The sequence below is a fragment of the Rothia sp. 110740021-2 genome (assembly GCF_054263775.1).
In genome coordinates this window covers 139,572-161,064 of record NZ_JBSZFE010000003.1, presented here as the reverse complement: position 1 = coordinate 161,064, position 21,493 = coordinate 139,572, and the positions used below count along the sequence as shown (strand labels likewise).

The window sequence follows — 21,493 nt, the reverse complement described above, 5'->3', positions numbered from 1 at the left end:
AGAGCTACACCGTAGCGGCCTCAGCCTCCGGGAAGTAGCAAGCATAACCGTGATCCTCACCCTCAACGTGGGTCAGCTCCGGCATCTCCTCCAGGCAACGACGCTTCTTGTCCTCAGGCAGCAGCTTGAAGACCGGGCAACGGCTCGAGAAGCCACAACCCTTAGGCGCGTTCACCGGAGTGGGCAGGTCGCCCTCAAGCATAATGCGGTGGCGCTTTGCCTCAACCTCGGGATCCGGAACCGGAATTGCCGAGAGCAGTGCACGGGTGTACGGGTGGATCGGGTTGTCGAACACCTGGTCGACGTCACCAATCTCAACAATACGACCCAGGTACATCACTGCAACGCGGTCGGATGCGTGGCGAATCACCGCGAGGTCGTGAGCAACCATCAGGTAGCTCAGGCCCAGGTTTGCACGCAGCTCCTCCAGCAGGTTAATCACACCAGCCTGGACGGACACGTCCAGTGCGGACACCGGCTCATCCAGAACCACGAGCTTGGGGTTCACAGCAAGCGCACGAGCAATACCGATACGCTGACGCTGACCACCAGAGAACTGGTTCGGGAAGCGGTTCACGTGGTCAGGCTGCAGACCCACAATGTGCATCAGCTCGATGACGCGCTTCTTGATGTCTGCCTTGTTCATGCCCTGGTTTTCCAGCGGCTCAGCAAGCACCTCGTAAACGGTGAAGCGCGGATCCAGAGCACCGGTGGGGTCCTGGAACACCATCTGCTGGTTCTTACGCAGCTCAAGAATCTCACCTGCGGACTTGCCGTCCTTGGTGGAGGTTCCGTTAATCAGAATCTCACCGTCGGTGTTCTTGTTGAACTCCATGATTTCCAGCAGGGTGGTGGTCTTACCACAACCGGACTCACCCACGATGGAGAAGCACTCGCCCTCACGAATATCGAAGGACAGGCCGTTCACAGCCTTCACAGTGCCCACGCGGCGCTTAATCAGCGCACCCTTCATGAGCGGGAAGTGCTTCTTGACGTTGCGGACCTCCAGGACGGGGGCACGCTCCTCACGCGGAATACCGTCGTACTTCGATACCGGGGGTTCCGGAACCGGGTACAGCTCGTCTGCGGTCTTACCGACCAGCTCCTGAGAGATGGTGCAGGAGGAGTAGTGGCCCTCGCCAACGCCTTCCAGCAGCTGCAGATCGGGCTCGCCGTTGGAGTCCTGGCAGCACTGGCCACCGCTCTTAGCGATGGGGCAACGCGGGCGGAAGGAGCACGCGGTCACCGGGTTAATCAGGTTCGGAGGGGTACCCTCAATCGGAACCAGGGAGACCTTCTCGGAACGGTCCACACGCGGGACCGCACCCAGCAGACCGATGGTGTACGGGTGGGAGGGATGCTTGTACAGGTCTTCTGCCTTCGCAATCTCCACCGGCTTACCGGCGTACATCACCAGAATGTCGTCAGCCATACCAGCCACAACACCGAGGTCGTGGGTAATCATGATGGTCGCTGCGCCGGTCTCTTCCTGAGCCTTCTGCATAACCTCCAACACCTGCGCCTGAATGGTCACATCCAGTGCGGTGGTGGGCTCATCGGCGATGAGCACGCGGGGGTCATTCGCAATCGCCATAGCGATCATGATGCGCTGACGCATACCACCGGAGAACTCGTGCGGGAAGGAACGCAGGCGGTCAGCCGGCGAGGGAATACCCACCATACGCATCAGTTCAATGGAACGGTCCTTGATAGCCTGCTTGCTCATGCCCTTGTTGTGAACCTTGAGCACCTCAGCGATCTGATCACCAATGGTGTACACGGGGGTCAGCGAGGACAGCGGATCCTGGAAGACCATGGAGATCTCCTTGCCGCGGTATGCGCACATTTCCTTATCGCTCAGACCCAGCAGCTCGGTGCCGTTGTACATAATCGAGCCGGTGATGTCAGCGGTAGTCGGGTGCAGGCCCATAATCGCCATGGAGGCAACGGACTTACCGGAACCGGACTCACCCACAATACCCAGGGTCTTACCGGGGTACAGGTCAAAGTTCACACCGCGAACAGCATGCACGATGCCATTCTCAGTGTTGAAGCGGACGTTAAGGTCCTTAACGCTCAGAACGGGAGAGGTACTCATTAGTTCTTCGCCTCCTTTGCAGCGGCAGCAGGTGCCTCTGCCTTCTCGTTCTTCTTGGACTTCTTGATCTTACCGACAGACATGGAGGTCGGGTCGAATGCGTCACGCAGACCGTCGTTCATGAGGGCCAGCGGACCAACCAGCAGGAAGAAGAACAGAACCGGGAACCAGAACATGTGCGGCAGGGTGTTAATCTGCTGCGAAGCATCCGAAATCAGCGAACCCAGCGAGTAGTTGGGGTACTTAATACCGATGCCGATGAAGGAGTAGGCAACCTCAGAGAGCACAGCGCCCATGATGCCGCTGGTGAAGTTCAGAACCAGCAGGGAGCCAATGTTCGGAACCAGGTGGCGCATCACAATCTTGAAGGGGTGCACACCCATGTAGCGTGCAGCCTTCACGAAGTCGCGGTTGATGAGGGACTGCGCCATTGCACGAATAACACGGGCGCTACCCATCCAGCCGAAGGCAATCAGCACTGCAGAGAGCAGAACCCAGGTGGGGACGCTCTTCTGAATCTGCTTACCAACCTGACCGTTAATCAGAATTGCCAGAATCAGCAGCGAGGGAACCATGATCAGGGTCTCGAGGATGAACAGCATAATCTTGTCAATCCAGCCACCGAAGTACGCCATCACACAACCGTAAACTGCGGAGATGAACACAGTGGCCAAACCGACGACCACACCAATCTGGAGAGAGGTCCAGACGGCCTCAGACATCATGGCGAACACGTCATTACCCGCGATGGTGGTACCGAACCAGTGCTCGGCCGAGGGGCCTTCACCCAGCGCCATGTAGTCAATGTCGTTGGGCTTGTACTTGGTCAGGTACTTACCGAACAGACCGAACAGACCCATGCCGATGAACACGCACAGACCGAAGACTGCAGCCTTGTTACGCAGGAAGCGGCGCAGAATAATAACGCTCTTGTTGATGACCTTGAAGTCACCGTTCTCCTGTACCACCGGTACGGAGGAAGTTGCAGTTACCTGACTCATGAGATCCTCACTCGGGGGTCGACGATGGTGGTAGCGATATCAGCGATAATCGCACCGACGGCGAACAGTGCAGAACCGTACGCGAGGGTCACGGTCGCAGCGTTCACGTCCTGCGCGGAAATGGAGTCAATCGACCACTTACCGATACCGGGCCATGCAAAGACGGTCTCGGCGAAGAATGCACCCGCAAAAATCATCGGAATCTGGTACGCGATGGACTGTGCCACGGGGATGAAGGAGACGCGCAGTGCGTGGCGAGTAATCGCCTGGTTACGGGTCAAGCCCTTAGCACGAGCGGTACGCACGAAGTCAGCGTTCACGTTATCGAGCAGGTACTGACGCTGTGCAATCTGGTAACCAGCCCAACCGAAGATGGTCATACAGAAGGTCGGCACGACGTAGTGCGCCGCCATATCCATGGTGATTTCCCAGAATCCGGTCAGACCCGGAGTCGAAATACCGGTCACATAGAAAATCTTCTCTCCACCATTAGCAACGGCGATGTTGTTGATAGTGGTAGCGCCCTGCTGCACCACGAAGTAAGCAACGGGAGCGGGGATGATGTAGACCAGGTAGGAGTAACCGGTGATAACACGGTCAGAGAACTTGTACTGGCGAGCTGCCGAGTACACACCCAGGGCAATACCAATCACAATCGAGAGAATGGTAGCCACCAGCAGCAGGCGGGTAGAAACCCACACGCGCTGGCCAAATTCCTGGTTAATGTACGCGCCGTTGGGGCTACGGCCCCAATCGAACTTGGTGACCACATTGGTCAGCCACTGAACGTAGCGGTCCCAGGGGTTCATTTCGGGATCGAGACCCAGGGACGCGAAGTTACGGTTCACCTGCTCGGGGCTAGGCTTCGGAACCTTTTCCTGCTCCAAGAGGGCAGGCTTCAGGGCAGTAACCGCAGCAAAGTAACCCATCGTGGTCGTAATAAAGACCATAACGAGGTACGTCAGCGATCGCTGGAGGATGTACCTAAACATGGGACGGTTCCCCTCCTTGTGTAGATGTCGGTGTTAAGGCATGTGTGTCATGCTGTCCTAGCGCACTGCTTCGTGATGACTGTCACTAGGAGCATAGTTACTTTATCTTATATAGCCTGTAACACTTCCACCAAACCCACATTGGGCACTTTCACCCCTTAGAACAGCCTGTATGCAAGCTAAAAGGGAGCTGGGTAAAAAAATGCCCCGGAATACCGGGGAAAAGGGGCGGATTAACAATTTTTACGAAAATTTTACATCCGAAACAATTAATCCCAGATAGGGACGTAATAACCTTTTCGATAAGCGCTTTAACAGGGTAAAACACCACGTAAACCCACCATTTAGGGGACTAAACCAACACTTCAAACCCCTAAAGCAAGCACTAAGGCACACCTCTTAAGCGCGCTATTTAAGGCAACTCAGCCAAAAACAGCGCCCCGGCACGAGCACACGACTCGCACCGGGGCGCCGCTTATATAGGAAGGCAACGCCTCCGCGTCTAGTGCTAAGACCCTAGCTCTTAGCGTTAGGCTCCGAATCAGGCAAAGCCTCCGAACTCAACGACTCATCAATACGAGCACGAGCAGAGGCGTGCATGCTCTTCAGAGCCTCAGCATCCTTAGCCGCCATCTCCGGAGTAATCACCGGAATCGCACCGGTCGCCGCACGGGCAATATCAACAGCCGGCTCAGTCTCCAGGGTCGTCGCCAGCGCATCCTCACGAATGAAGAACAGAAGCAGCGTAGACACCAGGCCCAGCGGCACCAGGTACAGGAACAGCGGAATCAGCGCATCGTTATACGCATTCACAATGATGCCGTGCACCGGCTCCGGCAAAGACGCCACCAGCTCAGGAGTCAGAGACGAAGACGCATGGCTACCCGAAGACTGCAGCGCCTGCTGCGGCATACGCTCAGAAATCAGCGAGGTCAGACGCGAGGTAAACAGACCACCCACCAGCGAGGCACCCACAGTAGCACCCACCTGACGGAAGAAGTTATTCGACGCCGTCGCGGTACCAACCACACTCACCGGGAACGCATTCTGAACAATCAGAGTCAAGAACTGCATAGACATACCCAGACCGGCACCCATCACCGCAAGGTATATACAGAACAGCCAGGTCGGAGTCTCAACAGTCACAGTCGACAGCAGGAACAGGCCCAACGCCACAACCGCGGTACCGGTCGTCACGTAACTCTTATAGCGACCGGTCTTCGACACCACGCGGCCCGTCACAATCGACACCACCAGCATGACACCCATCATCGGGATCATCAGCAGACCGGCCACCGTAGCGCTCACACCCAGCGCCATCTGCAGATAAGTCGGGATGTACTCCACCGCACCGAACATTGCCACGCCCAGCGCCAGTGAAGCGCCCAGAGTCAGCAGGAAGTTACGATTCTTGAACAGGTACATGGGCATGACCGGCTCAGCCGCACGGTTCTCCACCGGGATAAACACCAGCGCAGCAACCACAGAGAAGACCAGCAGACCAATAATCTCGGGCGAGGTCCACTCGTACTGGTTGCCACCCCAAATCGTGGCAAGCACCAGCGCACTCGTACCCGCCATCAGAATCAGCGAACCAAGGTAGTCGATACTGTGCTTCTCACGGTCACGGAACGGGCGGTGCGGTAGCAAGAAAATCACCGCAAGAATCGACAGAATAGCCAACGGCAGATTAAGCCAGAACGCCCAACGCCAACCCGGACCCTCAGTAATCCAGCCACCAATCAGCGGACCAGCCACCGACGAGAAAGCAAAAACGCCACCGATAATACCCATGTAGCGGCCGCGGTCGCGGGGAGGGATCACGTCAGCAATCACAGCCTGAGAAAGAATCATCAGACCGCCACCGCCCAGACCCTGCAGGGCACGAGCAAAAATCAGCCAGTTCATGTCCTGAGCGAGCGCACCAACAATCGAACCCGCCATGAAAGCAACAATCGCAAAAATCAGGAAGGGCTTGCGTCCGAACTGGTCAGAAAGCTTGCCGTAGACCGGCATCGTAATCGTCGAAAGCAGGATGAAAATGGTAATCACCCAGCTCATGTGCTCCACGCCGTGAAGCTCACCAACGATCGTGGGCAGCGACGGCGCCAGAATCGTCTGGTTCAGCGAGGACATGAGCATCACAATGACCAGGCCCAGGAACATGGCGCGGATGCGGTTTTTACTTTCCTGCTTAGCCTCACCGGCTGGCGGCTGAGGTAGATTCTTTTCCTCTGTACTCATCGTTTAATCCTTAGTTACGTTCTATATATGTCTGTTGTGAGTATCCGCCGGGCTCTGGATTCGGTTACCTCGATTCGGGGCCTCCGATTCGGTTTCCGGCGGGCTTTTGTCATTTGTAGCAGTGAACCGCCGCTAGATTGCCGGTCGGTTCTGCTCAAAAAGCAGGAACTGGAAGGTCTTCACCGTCTGGCGGATATGGCGGGCGATATCCTCTTTGTCTTCCAGGTCGCGGGCAAACTCCAGCTGACGAAGCACCGCGGAGGCAAGCTGGACCTTTGCGCGCGATCGCTCGCGGAAGTGATCGGTCAGCGGGTCAGCCGGGTTTCGGCGCGGGAAGGGGCCGCGGCGACCAGCAGCATCAAAAGCCACCCAGTCGATGGTGTTCAGGTACTCGGTGAGCACCTGTTCGCACTTCATGTAGTGCATCTTCATTCGTTTCGCGGACTCGGGGAACTCCTGATAGGGAGCTCGAGGGTCCTTGCCCTTGGCGTAGTGGAAGCTCTGGAAAATGACCTCCCAGAGAAGGTGGGTTACACGAATGATCGTGTTGTCATCCTCGTGGGCACGGTCTGTTTCGAGGATTTCCTCGCTGACCACCGGTTCGCGCAGACCCAGGACGGCATCCTCTTTAGAGGGGAAGTAGTTGAAGAAGGTACGCGGGGAGACGCCCGCCTCCTGGGCGATTTCTTCAACGGTGGTTCCGCGCATCCCGTGTTCGCGGACGCGTTTGAGGGCTGCTTCGTGGATTGCCGTCCAGGTTTGTTCGCGGCGGCGTTCGCGAAGGCTCTGTTCCTTTTTCTGCATAACTGCAATTATTTCATCACTGCACACAATGCTCAAGTGCATTTTTGGCGTTAAGGCCCACAGCATAGCCAGCTAAGCTCCAGCCCCACACAAAACATCGGCATAATAGAGGGATGAACTTGTTTGCCCCCGCCTATCTCGATTTCCTGCCAGACTGGCTACGCCTCGCACTCGGCATCGCCGATATCCTCATCCGACTCGCAGCCCTCTGTTGGCTCCCCTACAACCGCAAACCCGTGGTTGCCCTGGGCTGGCTCATGGCCATCTTCTTCATCCCCTTCGTAGGGTTCATCGCATTCCTCGTCTTCGGCTCCTCGCGCCTGCCCGCCTACCGCCGCGCACGCCAACACGCCATGAACGACTTGATCCGCGAAGTCAGCGAGAACAAGCCCTTCCTCACCCGCACCGACGACCTCTCCGACCCCGCAAAGGCAGCCAGCCAGCTCAACTACACCCTGGGCTCACTCCCCCTGGTCGGCGGCAACCAATTCACCCTCCACACCGACAACCACGAGGCAATGGTCGCCATGGCGGAAGAAGTCGACCGCGCCACCAAATACGTGCACTTCGAGTTCTACATCACCGCCTACGACGAGGCGAGCGCAGTCCTCTGGGACGCCCTCTTCGCAGCCCACGAACGCGGTGTACAGGTGCGCGTACTCCTCGACCACATCGGCTCCCGCAAATACCCGTCCTATAAGAAACTCGTGAAAATGCTCAACGACTCGGGTATGCAGTGGCGCCTCATGCTGCCGCTCAAACCGTGGAAACTCAAGTGGCAGCGACCCGACCTGCGTAACCACCGCAAGGTCCTCGTCGTGGACGGACGCGTCGCGTTCTCCGGTTCGCAGAACGCTATTCACCGCTCCTACGACATGCCCGAAAACATTAAGAAGGGCTTGGAGTGGAAGGACCTGACCTTCTCCTGCACCGGCCCCATCGTTGAAGAGCTCAACGCCGTTTTCGTCTCCGACTGGTACTCCGAAACGAACCAGCTGATCCTGGCAGAAATTAACACCAATATCCCCTACTACAAGGATGGGATGCGCGCCCAGGTTGTGCCCTCCGGCCCCGGTTTTGAAACCGAAAACAACCTGCGCCTCATTAACTACCTGATCTACAACGCCGAGCGGCGTATTACCATCTGCTCGCCCTACTTCGTGCCCGAAGAGACCCTACTGCAGGCACTCACGAACGCCGCCTACTCCGGTATTGAAACCACCGTGATTGTGTGCGAGAAGGGCGACCAGTTCCTGCCGAACATGGCGCAGCGTTCCTACTACGAGCAGCTGCTGCAGGCGGGTGTGCGTATTCTGCAGTACCCCAGCCCGACCGTGTTGCACTCCAAGTTCATGATGGTCGACGACGAAATTACGTTCATTGGCTCGTCCAATATGGACCCGCGTTCCTTCTCACTGAACATGGAAGTGTCAACGTTCGTCATTGACCGCGGCATGGTCGCGATGCTGGATGAAGTATGCGCCGAATACGAGCAGGTCTGCACCGAGCTGCTGTACACCCAGTGGGCGGAGCGCCCGCGCCGTATCAAGATGACGGAGAACCTCTGCCGACTGTGGTCATCGCTCCTCTAAACTATTTTTTACCCATTCGCAGGGTCTGAGTTTTCATCTCCGCACTCGCTAAAGGACTATCAGTTGCCCCTTCTATTTCGTAAAGCACGGCGCAAATTCGCGGAACTCGATGCACACGATGTAGCCCAGCACATCTCCGCGTACACCTACGGTAATTTCTTGGTGCTGGCGGCTCTGCTGAGCATCTACGACGCGAACGCTATCTTTGACGGCACCGCGATCCTTTACATTACGGGTACCGGTCTAACCACTTACATTGCCCACGTCATCTCAGAAATGCAGGAGTACCGGGTACTGCACGGCGGCACCCCGCCGCGAGAATTCGTCAAGCGCGCGCTGGGCAACGCAAGCCCCATTCTGGGTACGACCGTGTACCCCGTGCTGTTGCTGATTCTGGCGGCAATCCTACCACCCGGCGCCACCTACGACATCATTTTTGACTGCACTATTCTCCTCTGTCTTGCGACCGTGGTGTGGCGTATTTTTAGCCTCAACTTCACGATTGCTCGCTACCGCGGTGAGCCACTCTGCTGGCGTACCTTCCGAAGCGCTGTGTGGCTCACCCTCGCGGTTATTGTTCTCGCGATTGTGAAGATTATGTTCACTCACGCTGGTAAATAACCTCAAAGCTCCCCTGACACTCAGATTAACCGAGATCAGGGGAGCTTTTGTATGCACCATCGCAGGATGCGCCGGGCCACAAGCCAGAGCAGTGCTACACGCCAGCCGCGCACAAGCGCATGCAGAAAAGGCAAAGGGCAAAGGGCAAAAAGAAACACGCGACACCTCCGACATCGCACACCTTCGTATGCGGCGAATGCATCGCGCGTTCATTTCTACCCTGAGTAGTTTAGCGCCATAAACGGTTTCCCGTGTGGATTGAAGAAGGTTTAATCTGCAACCACTCCGGCGCAAGCAGGCGAACAGCTTTCGCACAACCTGACAAAGCAGTAATAATCGACTCGCAACGCTGATTAAACTCGCTCTGGTGACGCTTATCCACAATCTGCCCCGGAAAATGGCGGTGCATCTTCGACACAGAGTCGCTACTCTCCTGCAAACCATGGCCCGTATGGCCCGGAACATGCTTCACCAACACACGCTTCTCGCGGATAGCTTCCGTTAAAGCACACATCTGAGCTACAACACGCTCATCCTGAATACCCTCAGAAACCCAGGCTTCAAAAGCCCAACGGCTATGCGCCAAACGCAACACAAACGTCAACGCACCCAAAGAATCCGTGTGAATAATCAGGCGGCGCGACCCACTATGGAACACCGTATACGCCGCTAACATAGCCGACAGCTCACCGGTCATAATATTCACGCCATCATAGTGGGTATGAAAATAGAAGCCGTCCTCACTCACGCCAGCGATACCCATACGGCCGCCACGCTGATACTTCTTATTGTGAGTCGAACGGAACGAACAATCCGTGAAAACGCTATAGTCCTGCAGCTGATCCAGCGGTCGAGGGGTCAGGGCTTCCTCCACCATTTCATCCACAGCGGTACGTGCCGCACACACCTCAGCATGCATCCGCTCATAGGCGGACGTGCCAGCAAGCTTCACATGCACTTCACCCAAAGAATGGTTATCGTACGGGTCCAGCACCTTCTCAAAGGCGCGGTACTCCATAATCGCCTTCAGCTGATCGCAATCACGGAAAAGCTGCTTCAAATTCTTACGATCAGCAGCAATCGTGACCAGGTTCTGACGGTACTGCTCCGGAACCACATCCCACGCTATCAGTACCGCACGGCCCAGCAGACAGGGATGCACCTCATCACACGGCTCCATGAGGGAATGAACATGCGTGAAAAGCATCGGCTCCTCATGCACCACGGTACGGGTGCCGTCCTGTTTAGAAATAAAAACCACCGTCGACAAGGCTGAATAGCAGAAGCCCTGCGCCGTACGATGCTCTTGAGCTACCGCAATCACAGCAACACCATGATCCGTGTACCCGGCAGGGTACGAAGCGCTATAGTCGGGCGCCTCCCAAGTCAGGGTGCATCGTTTGATATGCGCCGGTGAAAATCCCATGAGTGTCACCCCCCATGCGTGCCATACCGCGTCTCCTTCCATTCATGCGGTGTATCATCCTCATTCTTTTATAGGTCGAAAAGAAAGGGGCACGCAAATATAAAATACCTTTTTTACGGTAAGCGAATGGGCCAGCCGAAAATCCTCTCAGACACCGCCACAGCACGTGAAAACCACGACCATTGCCTCCCCGAACCGGGGTTGAAGGTGTACGGTAAAAGAGTCATATACGACGCGGCCTCACGCCGCCCACCCCATAAGGAGAGCCCAATGATTGGTGTTTACGCCGGAGTATCCGTCAAGCCCAAGCACATCGAAGAATTCCTCAAGATCATCGAACCGCTCGTGACCGCAAGCCGCCAGGACGAAGGCAACGTCAGCTACGACTTCGGTGCCATCTCCAACACCAACTTCGCATTCATCGAGCGTTGGGAATCCCAAGAACTGCTCGAAAAGCACATGGGCACCGAGCACTTCCAGAAGGCTGTCGCCGCATGGGAGCCGCTGCTCTCCTCCGAGCTGGACGTTCGCATCGTCAACTTCCGCTAAACAACGTTAAATACCGAAGCTGCCCGGTACCCCCTATGTGAGGGGGACCCGGCAGCTTCATATATCAGCCTTCGAGCGAGCACGGCCACTAGCGGCGTTCTACGCCAACCTCCACCGAATCAAGAGTGAAACCATTCGTCGCGCTCACGCAATGCACCTTACCGGTATTCACCGACTTGCAGGTGTAACCGTACGCAGTCACCACCTGACCGGCAGGTAGCGCAGTAATACCCTCGGTATTCACCGGCTCCGGGGTGGCGGTCTGACCGACCAGGCTCACCGCAGGAGCCTGGCCCTGCACCATATGCACGCGCTGCTGCGCGGCACCGGAGGCGGCATCCCAGCCATCCAGGGGTACACCCACCAGCGCCTGGCAATCCACACCCGACGGGGTCAGAGAGCACGCGACCCTAGAGTCCGGACTGGTGAAACGCAGCGCCTCAACAGTCTTCGCCGAATCGCCCTGACCGAAAGTGCCGCCGCCGTACGCCTTAGCGAAAGTCAACGTACCCGAGAGCATGCGGGTCTGCGCCGGAATCAACGCCAGGCTAGGCTTCTCAACGCTACCACCCTGCATGAAGCAGGCACCCGTAATGTAGTCGCGACCCTGCACCTTCGTAGCGCACTGGTACCACTCCACACTTGCCGAACCGTCCTGGTTCTTGCGGCTGTTGAAGAGACGCACCGCCTCCTGAGCCTTCGCACAATCCGAACCGTCATACACGTAAATACCGGCAGAACCACCCAGCAGGCTCGTCACACCACAGCGGGTGCCCGCATCAATAGTGTTCGCGGAGCCGCTCGCCTTAGCGTACGCCGCCTCGTACTCAGCCTCCGTGCTCGGCTCATCGGTCAGGGTTGCTACAGCATCAAAAGTCGCAGGCGCATCCAGGCCGGCAGAAATCTGCACAGTATTCGGCTTCCAGGAGCCGTCCGCCGCTTTAAACAGGGTCTTCGCATCAACGGATGCCGAGGAAGTCGCGATCTTCATCGGGGTGGTTTCAGACTCATCAGCCTGCGGCTGAGCGGAGCAAGAACTCAAAGCGAGCGCACCGATGCAGGCAAGAGCCGTCAGCGCGCGACGAGTAAAAACACGCTGTGCGCGTGCGGGCAGTGTAACCATGGATACGTCCTTGTGAGGGTTGCGAATTGCGTTGTATTTGAGTGGTTGTACTGAGTCGGTAAAGCGGGTACCTAAATACCTCCTTACACCCTACTGCACCGCAACTGACAAGGCAATACCCCGCGCCGGGTATCCCACGATAGCAGACGAAGACGCGGATAAAGAACAGCGCCCCGCCCGCAGAAAAACCGCGGAACGGGGCGCTAGCCTATCAGGGCAATATATTAAATTCTCACACGATAAGTGAGGGGCTTATGCGTCCTCGGGCAGGATGCGCACACCGCCCTTATCAGCCGAAGCAGCCAGCATGCCATACACCTTCAGGGCGTCCGAAACCTGACGCTCACGCGGCTTCGACGGACGCCACGGTGCAGTGCCCTTCGCCTCGCGGCGAGCAGCAAGCTCCTCATCCGAAACGTTCACACGCAGGATGCGGTTGTTCACGTCGATCTCAATCTCGTCGCCGGTCTGCACCAGGCCGATTGCGCCGCCAGCAGCAGCCTCCGGGGAGACGTGACCGATTGAAATACCGGAAGTACCACCGGAGAAACGACCGTCAGTGATCAGAGCACACTTCTTGCCCAAACCCAAACCCTTCAGGTAGGAGGTCGGGTACAGCATCTCCTGCATACCCGGGCCGCCCTTCGGACCCTCGTACTGGATGACGACAACGTCGCCTTCCTTCACGTTTTTCGACAGGATCTCGTACACAGCCTCATCCTGAGACTCGACCACGAAGGCGCGACCCTTGAAGTGGAACAGTTCCTCATCAATACCAGCGGACTTAATGATCGCACCGTTCTGGGCGATGTTGCCGTACAGGACCGCCAGACCGCCATCCTTGGTGTACGCGTGCTCCACAGCGCGGATGCAACCATTCTCGGAGTCAGTCTCGTGGGACTCGTACTTGTTCGCGGTAGAGAACGCCTGAGTGGTGCGCACGCCACCGGGAGCCGCGAGGAACAGTTCCTTCGCCTTCTCACTCGCCTTGCCACCGCGGATATCCCACTCATCCAGCCACTCGTCCAGCGAGTCAGCATGAACAGAATGAACGTTCTTATGCAGCAGGCCGGCACGGTTCAGCTCACCCAGCAGGGCGGGGATACCGCCGGCACGGTGCACATGCTCAATGTGGTACTTAGTGGAGTTCGGGGCAACCTTCGCCAGGCAGGGAACCTGACGCGAAATACGGTCAATGTCATCCAGAGTGAAGTCAGCGCCCGCCTCGTGAGCAATCGCCAGGGTGTGCAGCACAGTGTTGGTTGAACCGCCCATCGCCACATCCAGCGCCATAGCGTTCTCGAACGCCTCCTTGGTCGCGATAGAGCGGGGCAGAACCGACTCGTCATCCTGCTCGTAGTAGCGCTTAGCCAACTCAACGATACGGCGGCCAGCATCCAGGAACAGCTCCTTACGAGCAATCTGAGTAGCCAGAGTGGTACCGTTACCGGGCAGCGCCAGACCAATCGCCTCATTTAGGCAGTTCATGGAGTTCGCGGTGAACATACCCGCGCACGAACCACAGGTCGGGCAAGCGTTCTTCTCAACCTGAGCAAGAGTCTCATCGCTGACGCTGTCGTTAACAGCCATCACCATGGCATCAATCAGGTCGAGGCGGTGCTCAACAACACCCTCAATGCCCTCGCCGGACTCCATCGGGCCGCCAGAGACAAAGATAGTGGGGATGTTCAGGCGCATAGCCGCTAGAAGCATACCGGGGGTGATCTTGTCACAGTTAGAGATGCACACCAGCGCGTCAGCACGGTGGGCGTTAACCATGTACTCGACCGAGTCAGCAATCAGATCGCGGGAAGGCAACGAGTAGAGCATACCGTCGTGGCCCATCGCGATGCCGTCATCAACGGCGATGGTATTAAATTCCTTGGCGACACCGCCAGCCTCACGAATCGCGCCGGCAACCAGCTCACCCATATTCTTCAGGTGCACGTGGCCAGGCACGAACTGAGTGAAGGAGTTCGCGATAGCAATAATGGGCTTGCCGAAGTCGTCATCGCCCATACCGGTGGCACGCCACAGGGCGCGGGCACCAGCCATGTTACGGCCGTGAGTTGAAGTACGTGAACGCAGTTCTGGCATTGTTTTACCTTCCGTAGTGATGCAAGTACTGATTTTACGCGCGGCGTCCAACGCTCTTCAGCTCAGGGTCACTTTGGTTTCATACATCGAAACGCGCACGAGCCCGCAACCGCCTATCAGTGGGAGGGTTGAGGCCACGGGGGTTGTGCCGGATCTGCGGCAGAATTGCCCCCTTTGGGATAAATGGGGACATCACCCCATTATGCCCCCTAATCTGGAATGAGCCCAGGGTGCGGGCGGCGATATTCAATCGGCGAACGCACCGGGAGGCGGCGGGGCACTATGCCTGCCGCGTACGGGCCTCACTGAGCATACGTAGCAGCGTACGTAGCACCGGGGCGGTTCGTTTCCAACACACTGGTTTATACATGCTGAACCCTGCATACGTTTCAGAAGGTTTCCATGACACAGGCACCCACCGCATCGCCCACCCTCACCCCGGCAACCACCCCGGCAGGTGGCAAAGACTTCGCGTCCTCCGTCATCTACCAGGTGTACCCCAAGTCCTTCTACTCCTCAGCGGGTGGCGCCTACGGCGATTTGCGCGGCATCATCGAGAAGGTGCCCTACATTGCCTCCCTGGGCGTAGACATGGTGTGGTTCAACCCATTCTTCGCCTCCCCGCAGAACGACAACGGCTACGACATCTCCGACTACTACGCCATCAATCCCGACCTGGGCACCATGGAGGACGTCGAAGAGATGATTGCCGCCCTCGCCGAGCACGGTGTGGGCGTCATGTTCGACATGGTCCTCAACCATATTTCGACCGAGCACGAGTGGTTCCAGCGTGCGCTCGCCGGTGAGCGCGAGTACTGGGATTACTTCTACATTCGCCCCGGCAAGTACACCGAGGACAGTCAGCTGCGCGAACCGACCAACTGGGAGTCGAAATTCAGCGGCTCCTGCTGGTCCCGCTTTGGCGAGTACACGGATGAGCACGGCACTCCCCTGTTCTATATGCACTTATACGACCGCACCCAGGCAGACGTGAACTGGTACAACCCGACTGTGCGCGACGAACTGTTTAAGGTCGTGAATTTCTGGTACGAGAAGGGCGTGCGCGGTTTCCGTTTTGACGTTATTAACGTCATCGGTAAGGGTGAAGAGCTGCTCGACGCCCCCGAAGGCACCGTGGACAAGGCACAATACACCGACACCCCGATTGTGCACACCCGCATTCAGCAGCTGAACCGTGCCTCATTCGGTCAGTATGATGACACCGTGACCGTGGGCGAAATGTCTTCGACCAGCATCGAAAACTGCGTGGACTACTCCAACCCAGCAAACCACGAGCTGGATATGGTGTTCAGCTTCCATCACCTGAAGGTAGATTACGAGAACGGCGAGAAGTGGTCAAAGGTACCGTTCTGTTTTGCCGAGTTGAAGCAGATTCTGAACGATTGGGCGCTGGGTATACAGGCCGGCGGCGGCTGGAATGCGCTGTTCTGGAATAACCACGATCAGCCGCGTGTGCTGAACCGTTTTGGTGACGTTGAGCGTTACCGTGTTGAGTCGGCAACCATGCTGGCGACCGTAATTCACCTGCTGCGCGGTACCCCGTACGTGTACCAGGGCGAGGAAATCGGCATGATTGACCCGGTCTACTCCTCGATCGAGCAGTACGTGGATGTGGAGGCACGCAACGCCTACGTGATGCTGCGTGAACGCGGTCTGAGCGAGCACCAGGCTCTGGAGATTGTGGTGTCGAAGGCTCGGGATAATTCGCGTGTGCCGATGCAGTGGACCGCGGACCCGGCGACTGCGGGGTTTGGTTCCGCGTCGCCGTGGCTGGCTCCCGCCCCGGTGCGTGATGCGGCAACCGGTGCCGGTATTTCGGTGGAGGATGAGGAACGTAACGGCGTGATTCTGCCCTACTACCGCACCCTGATTGCCCTCCGTAAGCAGTACCCGGTCATCTCTGTGGGTTCGTACGCACCCTACGCGCTAGATCACGAGCGGGTGTTTGCATACCTGCGTGAGCTGCCCGCTGGTGTTGCGAACGGTAGCCTAGCGCAACGCCTGCTGGTGCTGACAAACTTCTACGGTGAACCGGCCGAGGTTGAGGTTCCGGCTGAGTTCATTCGTTCCGGTCACGTACTGTTGTGTAATTACAAGAATTCTGCGGTCGATTCCACCGCGGCGGACTCTGCCGTATCTGATTCAGCTGAGACAGTGACGCTGAGCCTGCGCGCCTACGAGGCTCTGACGCTACTGATTGAGGACTAAAAGCTAGTGTATGCCTCTACCCAGATGTGTGGGAAGAGGGCGATATAATCCGACCTGGCAATATTCTATTTCTAGAATATTGCCAGGTCGGATTTGTTTACGCCTATTTCTGCAGAGGAATTTATGAGTAATGTCAGGCGGAGTCTTAGAAACCGTGCTCACTCAGCCAGGTAGCCGCTGCCTGCGCGGGCTCTTGCTTAGAAGTACCCGAAACACGGTCATTGAGGGTGCGCAAATCGGCGGTAGTCAGCTTCGCCGAGACACGATTCAGAACCTCCGCCGCGGAGTCGGGAACTCGCGACGTATTGATAATGGGCAGCACCTGTTGAGCCAAAATCATGTTCTTCGGGTCCTCCAGCACCACCAGCTGATTCTGCTCAATCGCGGGCGTGGTCGAGTAGAGGTCAACCACCTGCACTGTGTCATCCAGCAGGGCCTTGACGGTCAGCGCACCACCGCCGTCCGAGAGGGGTACAAACTCGGCGGGGACGCATCCGTACTTCTCTTTCAGACCCGGGATACCGTAGGCGCGCTCAGCAAACTCCGGGGCGGCGCCGAGCTTCAGATTCGTACAGTGGGGAGCGAGGTCTTCAAGGCTTCGCAGACCATACTTTTGGGCAGTCTGCGCGGTAACAACCAGGGAATCCTTATCCTCCGCCTCGGAGGCGTTCAGGGCGCGAATTTCAGCCCCGGAGTCACCCGTGGTGAGGGTGCCGAGAGCGGCGGGTAGCGCCTGCAGAATCTCCTGCGCAGTACTAGCTGTAGCCTTCGGGTCCAGGTAAAGTAGCAGGTTGCCGGAGTAGTCCGGGATAATGTCCACCGCGCCGGAGGCCAGTGCCCCCAGGTACGCTTCGCGGGCGCCGATACTCAGCTGGGTGCGGGCGTTGAAGCCCGCCCAGACGAGGGCTCCGGCGTAGATTTCAGCGAGGATTTGGGATTCGGCGAAGGCTGCTGAGCCGACGATTATTCCTTCGTGTTCGCCCCTGAAGACTTTGTCACCGCTGAGCCCACAGGCGCTGAGAATACCCGCCATGCCGAGCGTTCCAGCGGCGGTTAGGGCAGTGCGACGAGATACAGCGCGGCACGTGAAGGTTTGAGGTGTCTGATTCATCGGGTTCATGCCTTCTTCCAGTTGGTGGTGAGCCCCGCGGGAGTGAGCGCACGTTGCACAAGACCCATGAGTGCATCCACGGCGAAGGCGAGAAGCGCTACGAGCAAGGTTGCGACGAGCATACGCGGGTAGTCGCGCACAGCGAGCCCGTCGAAGAGGTACCTGCCAAGGGTTCCGCCACTCAGGTAGGCGACAATGGTCGCGGTCGCGATGACCTGCACGAGTGCGGAGCGGAGCCCGCCGAGCATCATGTTGGCGGCGAGCGGAATCTCGAGGCGGGTCAGAATCTGCCATTCAGTCAGGCCTTGGGCGCGGGCTGCGTCCACGAGGTCTTCCGGCACGGCGGCGAGTCCTTCAAGAACTCCGGCGAGCAGGGGTGCCGCCGCAATAATAATGAGCACGATGAGAGCGGGCAGGGTTGAGACGCCCAGCCAAAGCGCCAGGATCGTCAGCAGACCGAGCGCGGGCAGCGCGCGGGTGGCAGCAACAGCGCTCATGAGCAGGTTGCTGCGGGGGCGGTTAGTGCCGTCAGAGGGTCGGTGGTGTCCAGCCCAGAGGCCAAGGGGTACGATGATGAGCGCCGCGCAGGCAGTGGCGAGGGCGGTGACGCTCAGGTGTTCAAGCAGGCGCACGAGAATTCCGCCGCTTCCCTGCCAGTTGGTACCGTCCATGAGGTAGGCGAAGGTTCGTTCTATGACGTTCACGGGTTATGCCCTCCTTTCGGGGCTGCGGCGGTTCGCAGCCGTACCCGCCTGCCAGGGCGTAAGTGCCTTCGTCAGAAGGATAAGGAGCAGGTCGAGGACCAGCGCCAGCAGCAGGCTAAGAATCACGCCAGCCAGGATTTCCGAGGGGATATTGCGCGCGAGTCCGTCGGTGAAGAGCGTGCCGAGCGAAGGCACACCGATGAGGGCACCCACGGACACCATCGCAATATTTGCCACGGTTGCCACGCGGATTCCCGCCATAATGACGGGCACGGCGAGGGGCAGGTAGAGCTCCATCAGTGCTTGTCGGGGCGTGTATCCGAGGGCGCGGGCAGATTCGTGCACGCTATCGGGTACGGAGTCGAAGGCGTCCACACCGGAGCGCACCATGAGCGAGAAGGAGTAGATACTCAAGGCGACAAGCACGTTCAGCGGGGAAATAATGGAGGTTCCCAGAATAAGCGGCATCAGCACGAATAGTGCGATCGAGGGGATGGTATACAGCAGCGAGGAGAGGTGCATGAGGGTTCGTGCACCAATGCGGCGTTCGGAACCACGGTCGCGGCGACGGCTCGCGTAGTAGGCGACCGGCAGCGCGAGGAGAGTGCCAATTACGACGGGCACAACACCCTGGTAGAGGTGGCTGAGGGTCAATTCGAGGACGTGCTGGCTATTGTTGACGACCCATTCCCAGTGCATATCGCCTGCGGCGAGGGGTTGCGCGGCGAAAGGTGGTGCCGCGAACACAATATTTTCTGGAAGGCTCATTAGCTTTTCTCGCCTTCTACCGCACCGTTCTGTGTTTCTCGGGAGGCAGTAAGTCGGCGCGCGCGAGCCTGGCGCACCGTCTGTTCATCCAGCAGACCGGCAACGGAGCGGCTCACGAAGGAGCGCACAAAATCATCGGCGGGACTGTAGAGAATCTCTTCGGGAGTACCGAACTGTGCGAGGCGACCACCCTCCGCGAAGACAGCGATTGTATCGCCGAGCAGGAGCGCCTCATCAATGTCGTGGGTAACGAACACGATCGTCTTGGCGAGTCGATTCTGCAGGCGCAATAGCTCTTTCTGCAGATCGGTACGCACCACCGGATCCACCGCGGAGAACGGCTCGTCCATCAGCAGGATGGGCGCATCAGCTGCGAGAGCACGCGCCACACCAACACGTTGCACCTGACCGCCCGAAAGCTGGGAGGGGTAGCGCTTCGCATACGAAGAATCCAGACCGACCACATCGAGCAGTTCGAGGGCACGTACCTGCGCCTCCTTACGGGAGTCGCCGAGCAGACGCGGTACGGTGGCAATATTCTGCGCGACGGTGCGGTGCGGCATGAGTCCACCCTGCTGCATCACGTAGCCTATGCCGCGGCGTAGCTCGTAGGGGTTCTTCTCGTGCACGTTCACACCGTCAATGGTGATGGTTCCGTTATTGGGCTCCACCATGCGGTTAATCATGCGTAGACTAGTGGTTTTACCGCATCCGGAGGGTCCGACGAATACGGTAATCTGACCGGCGGGAATGTGCAGGTTCAGGTTCTGCAGCACCGTGGTGGGTTCACCGGTTCGGCTCAGGTAGCTCTTGGTGATGTTGTCGAAGTGGATTCCACCCGCCTGAGCGGTGGCGGCAGCAGCATTTTTTACCCAGGGAATTTGGGGCGAGCTTGGAATCTGAGGTGAGCTCTCCGGAGGCTGAGCGCTGGGATTCTGAGCGGTCATGGGTGTGGCAATCCTTTCTGCAGCCTGGTGTTACAGCCCAATTTTACAACCCGGTGCGTGCACCGTTCCCGCAGAAATATTTGAATCAGTTTTCTGCGAAAGCTATCTAGAATGAGCATGACATTGTTTCCGCATACACAAAGGCGGCACCTCAGGGTTTTATTCCCAAGATGCCGCCTTTTTGACAGGTTTGCAGTATTTGCAACCGCAAAGTTTTTTAAAAACAAAACCCGCCCCACTGTAGAAGCCTGGAGGCGGATTTCGTGGCTCCGACCGGCGTCGATCCGGTGACCTTACGATTTTCAGTCGTACGCTCTACCAACTGAGCTACAGAGCCTTGCGTATTTACTTTTAGATACGCAATGACCGCGTCTTCGGATGATGAATCATCTGAACTTACGCGGCCAGAGCGACCCCGACGGGACTTGAACCCGCGACCTCCGCCGTGACAGGGCGGCGCGCTAACCAACTGCGCTACGGGGCCTTGTTGGAATCAACAGAAGTAAATTCTATATCATCAAACTTGGCTTTGCAAAATCGTGAGATTTGCAAGTACCCCCAACGGGATTTGAACCCGTGCTACCGCCGTGAAAGGGCGGCGTCCTAGGCCGCTAGACGATGGGGGCCTAGTCGATCGAACAGGTTCAGTTTTCTTCATCCCGTCGTTCGAACCTCCACTAGTCTATGACAGGTTCGCGGAGGCATGCAAACCGTTTTTTCAATTTTGCCCGATTTTGACCCCTATTTTTAATCGTTTATAGCCTGGCACATATGCGTTTAAGCTTATCAATGAGGATTCAGAAAAACTTCAAAAAATTTTAAAATTTCTTCACAACACCCCATATCAGGGACTTTTGGAGAGGTTTTAGCGGCTTTTGGGTGCCCATAGAGGCTCTGAGAAAGCCTTATTATTTACCCTGATCCACACTAATTTCTACGGATCTTCTTCAGACTCTTCCAAAATTTTGTTTCTCAGAGAGCCCGAAGGGAATCCAAAGATGCTTTAGACACCCCCTCACATGAGCTCCGGGAGTTAGTTTTCCACCCCGCACTCACCTCACGGCAGCCTAAAACAGCAGAAAATATCTCCATAAAAAAATTCAGTTGTTTCTGGGGTGCCTGCATAAGGTGCACGAGCAAGCACTGCCCAGCCAGTACTACCCGGAGTGCGAAAACTGCAGAAGAGT

Annotated in this window: 16 protein-coding genes and 3 tRNA genes; 4 read left to right on the top strand and 15 right to left on the bottom strand. The window is 57.4% G+C overall.

Features of this window, described 5'->3' with window-relative positions; genetic code table 11:
• Nucleotides 1-4 precede the first annotated feature (4 nt).
• The 5 genes from ACUXHH_RS07895 to ACUXHH_RS07875 form a co-directional block, all read right to left on the bottom strand.
• Complete coding sequence (locus ACUXHH_RS07895; RefSeq protein ID WP_279741441.1) at nucleotides 5-2,098, bottom strand: ABC transporter ATP-binding protein; 2,094 nt, start codon at nucleotides 2,096-2,098, stop codon at nucleotides 5-7.
• Nucleotides 2,098-3,099 (bottom strand): ABC transporter permease, encoded by a 1,002-nt coding sequence (locus ACUXHH_RS07890; protein ID WP_005507216.1) that lies wholly within the window; start codon nucleotides 3,097-3,099, stop codon nucleotides 2,098-2,100. Before ACUXHH_RS07890 ends, ACUXHH_RS07895 begins: the two co-directional genes overlap by 1 nt.
• Nucleotides 3,096-4,091, bottom strand: a complete 996-nt coding sequence (locus tag ACUXHH_RS07885; protein WP_005507218.1) for an ABC transporter permease — start codon at nucleotides 4,089-4,091, stop codon at nucleotides 3,096-3,098. Before ACUXHH_RS07885 ends, ACUXHH_RS07890 begins: the two co-directional genes overlap by 4 nt.
• Nucleotides 4,092-4,607: 516 nt before the next feature.
• Nucleotides 4,608-6,335, bottom strand: coding sequence for an MDR family MFS transporter (locus tag ACUXHH_RS07880; protein ID WP_458391180.1), 1,728 nt, complete (start codon nucleotides 6,333-6,335; stop codon nucleotides 4,608-4,610).
• A 132-nt stretch (nucleotides 6,336-6,467) separates the two neighbouring features.
• A complete protein-coding gene (locus ACUXHH_RS07875; RefSeq protein ID WP_230457276.1) occupies nucleotides 6,468-7,139 on the bottom strand; it encodes a TetR/AcrR family transcriptional regulator in 672 nt (223 codons plus the stop codon).
• 113 nt (nucleotides 7,140-7,252) lie between these two features.
• On the opposite strand from ACUXHH_RS07875, the gene cls reads away from it, so the two are divergent.
• Both cls and ACUXHH_RS07865 read left to right on the top strand, forming a co-directional pair.
• A complete protein-coding gene (gene cls, locus ACUXHH_RS07870) occupies nucleotides 7,253-8,731 on the top strand; it encodes a cardiolipin synthase (protein WP_005507224.1) in 1,479 nt (492 codons plus the stop codon).
• Between the two features lie 63 nt (nucleotides 8,732-8,794).
• On the top strand, nucleotides 8,795-9,352 hold the full coding sequence (locus ACUXHH_RS07865; protein ID WP_279741453.1) for a hypothetical protein: 558 nt from the start codon (nucleotides 8,795-8,797) through the stop codon (nucleotides 9,350-9,352).
• A gap of 229 nt (nucleotides 9,353-9,581) precedes the next feature.
• On the opposite strand, the gene ACUXHH_RS07860 is transcribed toward ACUXHH_RS07865, so the two are convergent.
• Nucleotides 9,582-10,778 (bottom strand): RNase H family protein, encoded by a 1,197-nt coding sequence (locus ACUXHH_RS07860; protein WP_279741455.1) that lies wholly within the window; start codon nucleotides 10,776-10,778, stop codon nucleotides 9,582-9,584.
• Nucleotides 10,779-11,048: 270 nt separating this feature from the next.
• Between ACUXHH_RS07860 and ACUXHH_RS07855 the strand changes: the two genes are divergently transcribed.
• The gene (locus ACUXHH_RS07855) at nucleotides 11,049-11,327 is read left to right on the top strand and encodes a putative quinol monooxygenase (protein ID WP_279741457.1); all 279 of its coding nucleotides are present in this window, start codon (nucleotides 11,049-11,051) and stop codon (nucleotides 11,325-11,327) included.
• An 88-nt stretch (nucleotides 11,328-11,415) separates the two neighbouring features.
• Here the strand turns inward: ACUXHH_RS07855 and ACUXHH_RS07850 are convergent, their stop codons facing one another.
• Nucleotides 11,416-12,450 (bottom strand): 2-oxoglutarate dehydrogenase, encoded by a 1,035-nt coding sequence (locus ACUXHH_RS07850; protein WP_371569308.1) that lies wholly within the window; start codon nucleotides 12,448-12,450, stop codon nucleotides 11,416-11,418.
• Nucleotides 12,451-12,702: 252 nt separating this feature from the next.
• On the bottom strand, nucleotides 12,703-14,547 hold the full coding sequence (ilvD, locus tag ACUXHH_RS07845) for a dihydroxy-acid dehydratase (RefSeq protein ID WP_279741461.1): 1,845 nt from the start codon (nucleotides 14,545-14,547) through the stop codon (nucleotides 12,703-12,705).
• Between the two features lie 402 nt (nucleotides 14,548-14,949).
• Between ilvD and ACUXHH_RS07840 the strand changes: the two genes are divergently transcribed.
• Nucleotides 14,950-16,776 carry an alpha,alpha-phosphotrehalase gene (locus tag ACUXHH_RS07840; protein WP_279741462.1) on the top strand — a complete coding sequence of 609 codons (1,827 nt, stop codon included), beginning with the start codon at nucleotides 14,950-14,952 and terminating at the stop codon, nucleotides 16,774-16,776.
• Between the two features lie 145 nt (nucleotides 16,777-16,921).
• Here the strand turns inward: ACUXHH_RS07840 and ACUXHH_RS07835 are convergent, their stop codons facing one another.
• From ACUXHH_RS07835 to ACUXHH_RS07805, 7 genes are all read right to left on the bottom strand, one after another.
• The gene (locus tag ACUXHH_RS07835) at nucleotides 16,922-17,887 is read right to left on the bottom strand and encodes an ABC transporter substrate-binding protein (RefSeq protein ID WP_279741463.1); all 966 of its coding nucleotides are present in this window, start codon (nucleotides 17,885-17,887) and stop codon (nucleotides 16,922-16,924) included.
• A gap of 5 nt (nucleotides 17,888-17,892) precedes the next feature.
• Nucleotides 17,893-18,591, bottom strand: coding sequence for an ABC transporter permease (locus tag ACUXHH_RS07830; protein WP_279741465.1), 699 nt, complete (start codon nucleotides 18,589-18,591; stop codon nucleotides 17,893-17,895).
• A gap of 3 nt (nucleotides 18,592-18,594) precedes the next feature.
• Nucleotides 18,595-19,359 carry an ABC transporter permease gene (locus ACUXHH_RS07825; protein ID WP_279741467.1) on the bottom strand — a complete coding sequence of 255 codons (765 nt, stop codon included), beginning with the start codon at nucleotides 19,357-19,359 and terminating at the stop codon, nucleotides 18,595-18,597.
• Nucleotides 19,359-20,306 carry an ABC transporter ATP-binding protein gene (locus ACUXHH_RS07820; protein ID WP_279741468.1) on the bottom strand — a complete coding sequence of 316 codons (948 nt, stop codon included), beginning with the start codon at nucleotides 20,304-20,306 and terminating at the stop codon, nucleotides 19,359-19,361. Before ACUXHH_RS07820 ends, ACUXHH_RS07825 begins: the two co-directional genes overlap by 1 nt.
• A gap of 264 nt (nucleotides 20,307-20,570) precedes the next feature.
• A tRNA-Phe gene (locus tag ACUXHH_RS07815) sits at nucleotides 20,571-20,643 on the bottom strand.
• Nucleotides 20,644-20,716: 73 nt separating this feature from the next.
• Nucleotides 20,717-20,790, bottom strand: a tRNA-Asp gene (locus ACUXHH_RS07810).
• A gap of 69 nt (nucleotides 20,791-20,859) precedes the next feature.
• Nucleotides 20,860-20,932, bottom strand: a tRNA-Glu gene (locus tag ACUXHH_RS07805).
• Nucleotides 20,933-21,493: the final 561 nt, after the last annotated feature.

Bases quoted from the DNA above. Each gene is read 5' to 3' on its own strand.
- ACUXHH_RS07820 (WP_279741468.1), bottom strand. From the start codon at position 20,306: ATGACCGCTCAGAATCCCAGCGCTCAGCCTCCGGAGAGCTCACCTCAG.
- ACUXHH_RS07825 (WP_279741467.1), bottom strand. From the start codon at position 19,359: ATGAGCCTTCCAGAAAATATTGTGTTCGCGGCACCACCTTTCGCCGCG.
- cls (WP_005507224.1), top strand. From the start codon at position 7,253: ATGAACTTGTTTGCCCCCGCCTATCTCGATTTCCTGCCAGACTGGCTA.
- ACUXHH_RS07835 (WP_279741463.1), bottom strand. From the start codon at position 17,887: ATGAATCAGACACCTCAAACCTTCACGTGCCGCGCTGTATCTCGTCGC.
- ACUXHH_RS07850 (WP_371569308.1), bottom strand. From the start codon at position 12,450: ATGGTTACACTGCCCGCACGCGCACAGCGTGTTTTTACTCGTCGCGCG.
- ACUXHH_RS07885 (WP_005507218.1), bottom strand. From the start codon at position 4,091: ATGTTTAGGTACATCCTCCAGCGATCGCTGACGTACCTCGTTATGGTC.
- ACUXHH_RS07860 (WP_279741455.1), bottom strand. From the start codon at position 10,778: ATGGGATTTTCACCGGCGCATATCAAACGATGCACCCTGACTTGGGAG.
- ACUXHH_RS07840 (WP_279741462.1), top strand. From the start codon at position 14,950: ATGACACAGGCACCCACCGCATCGCCCACCCTCACCCCGGCAACCACC.
- ACUXHH_RS07895 (WP_279741441.1), bottom strand. From the start codon at position 2,098: ATGAGTACCTCTCCCGTTCTGAGCGTTAAGGACCTTAACGTCCGCTTC.
- ACUXHH_RS07855 (WP_279741457.1), top strand. From the start codon at position 11,049: ATGATTGGTGTTTACGCCGGAGTATCCGTCAAGCCCAAGCACATCGAA.
- ACUXHH_RS07880 (WP_458391180.1), bottom strand. From the start codon at position 6,335: ATGAGTACAGAGGAAAAGAATCTACCTCAGCCGCCAGCCGGTGAGGCT.
- ilvD (WP_279741461.1), bottom strand. From the start codon at position 14,547: ATGCCAGAACTGCGTTCACGTACTTCAACTCACGGCCGTAACATGGCT.
- ACUXHH_RS07890 (WP_005507216.1), bottom strand. From the start codon at position 3,099: ATGAGTCAGGTAACTGCAACTTCCTCCGTACCGGTGGTACAGGAGAAC.
- ACUXHH_RS07875 (WP_230457276.1), bottom strand. From the start codon at position 7,139: ATGCAGAAAAAGGAACAGAGCCTTCGCGAACGCCGCCGCGAACAAACC.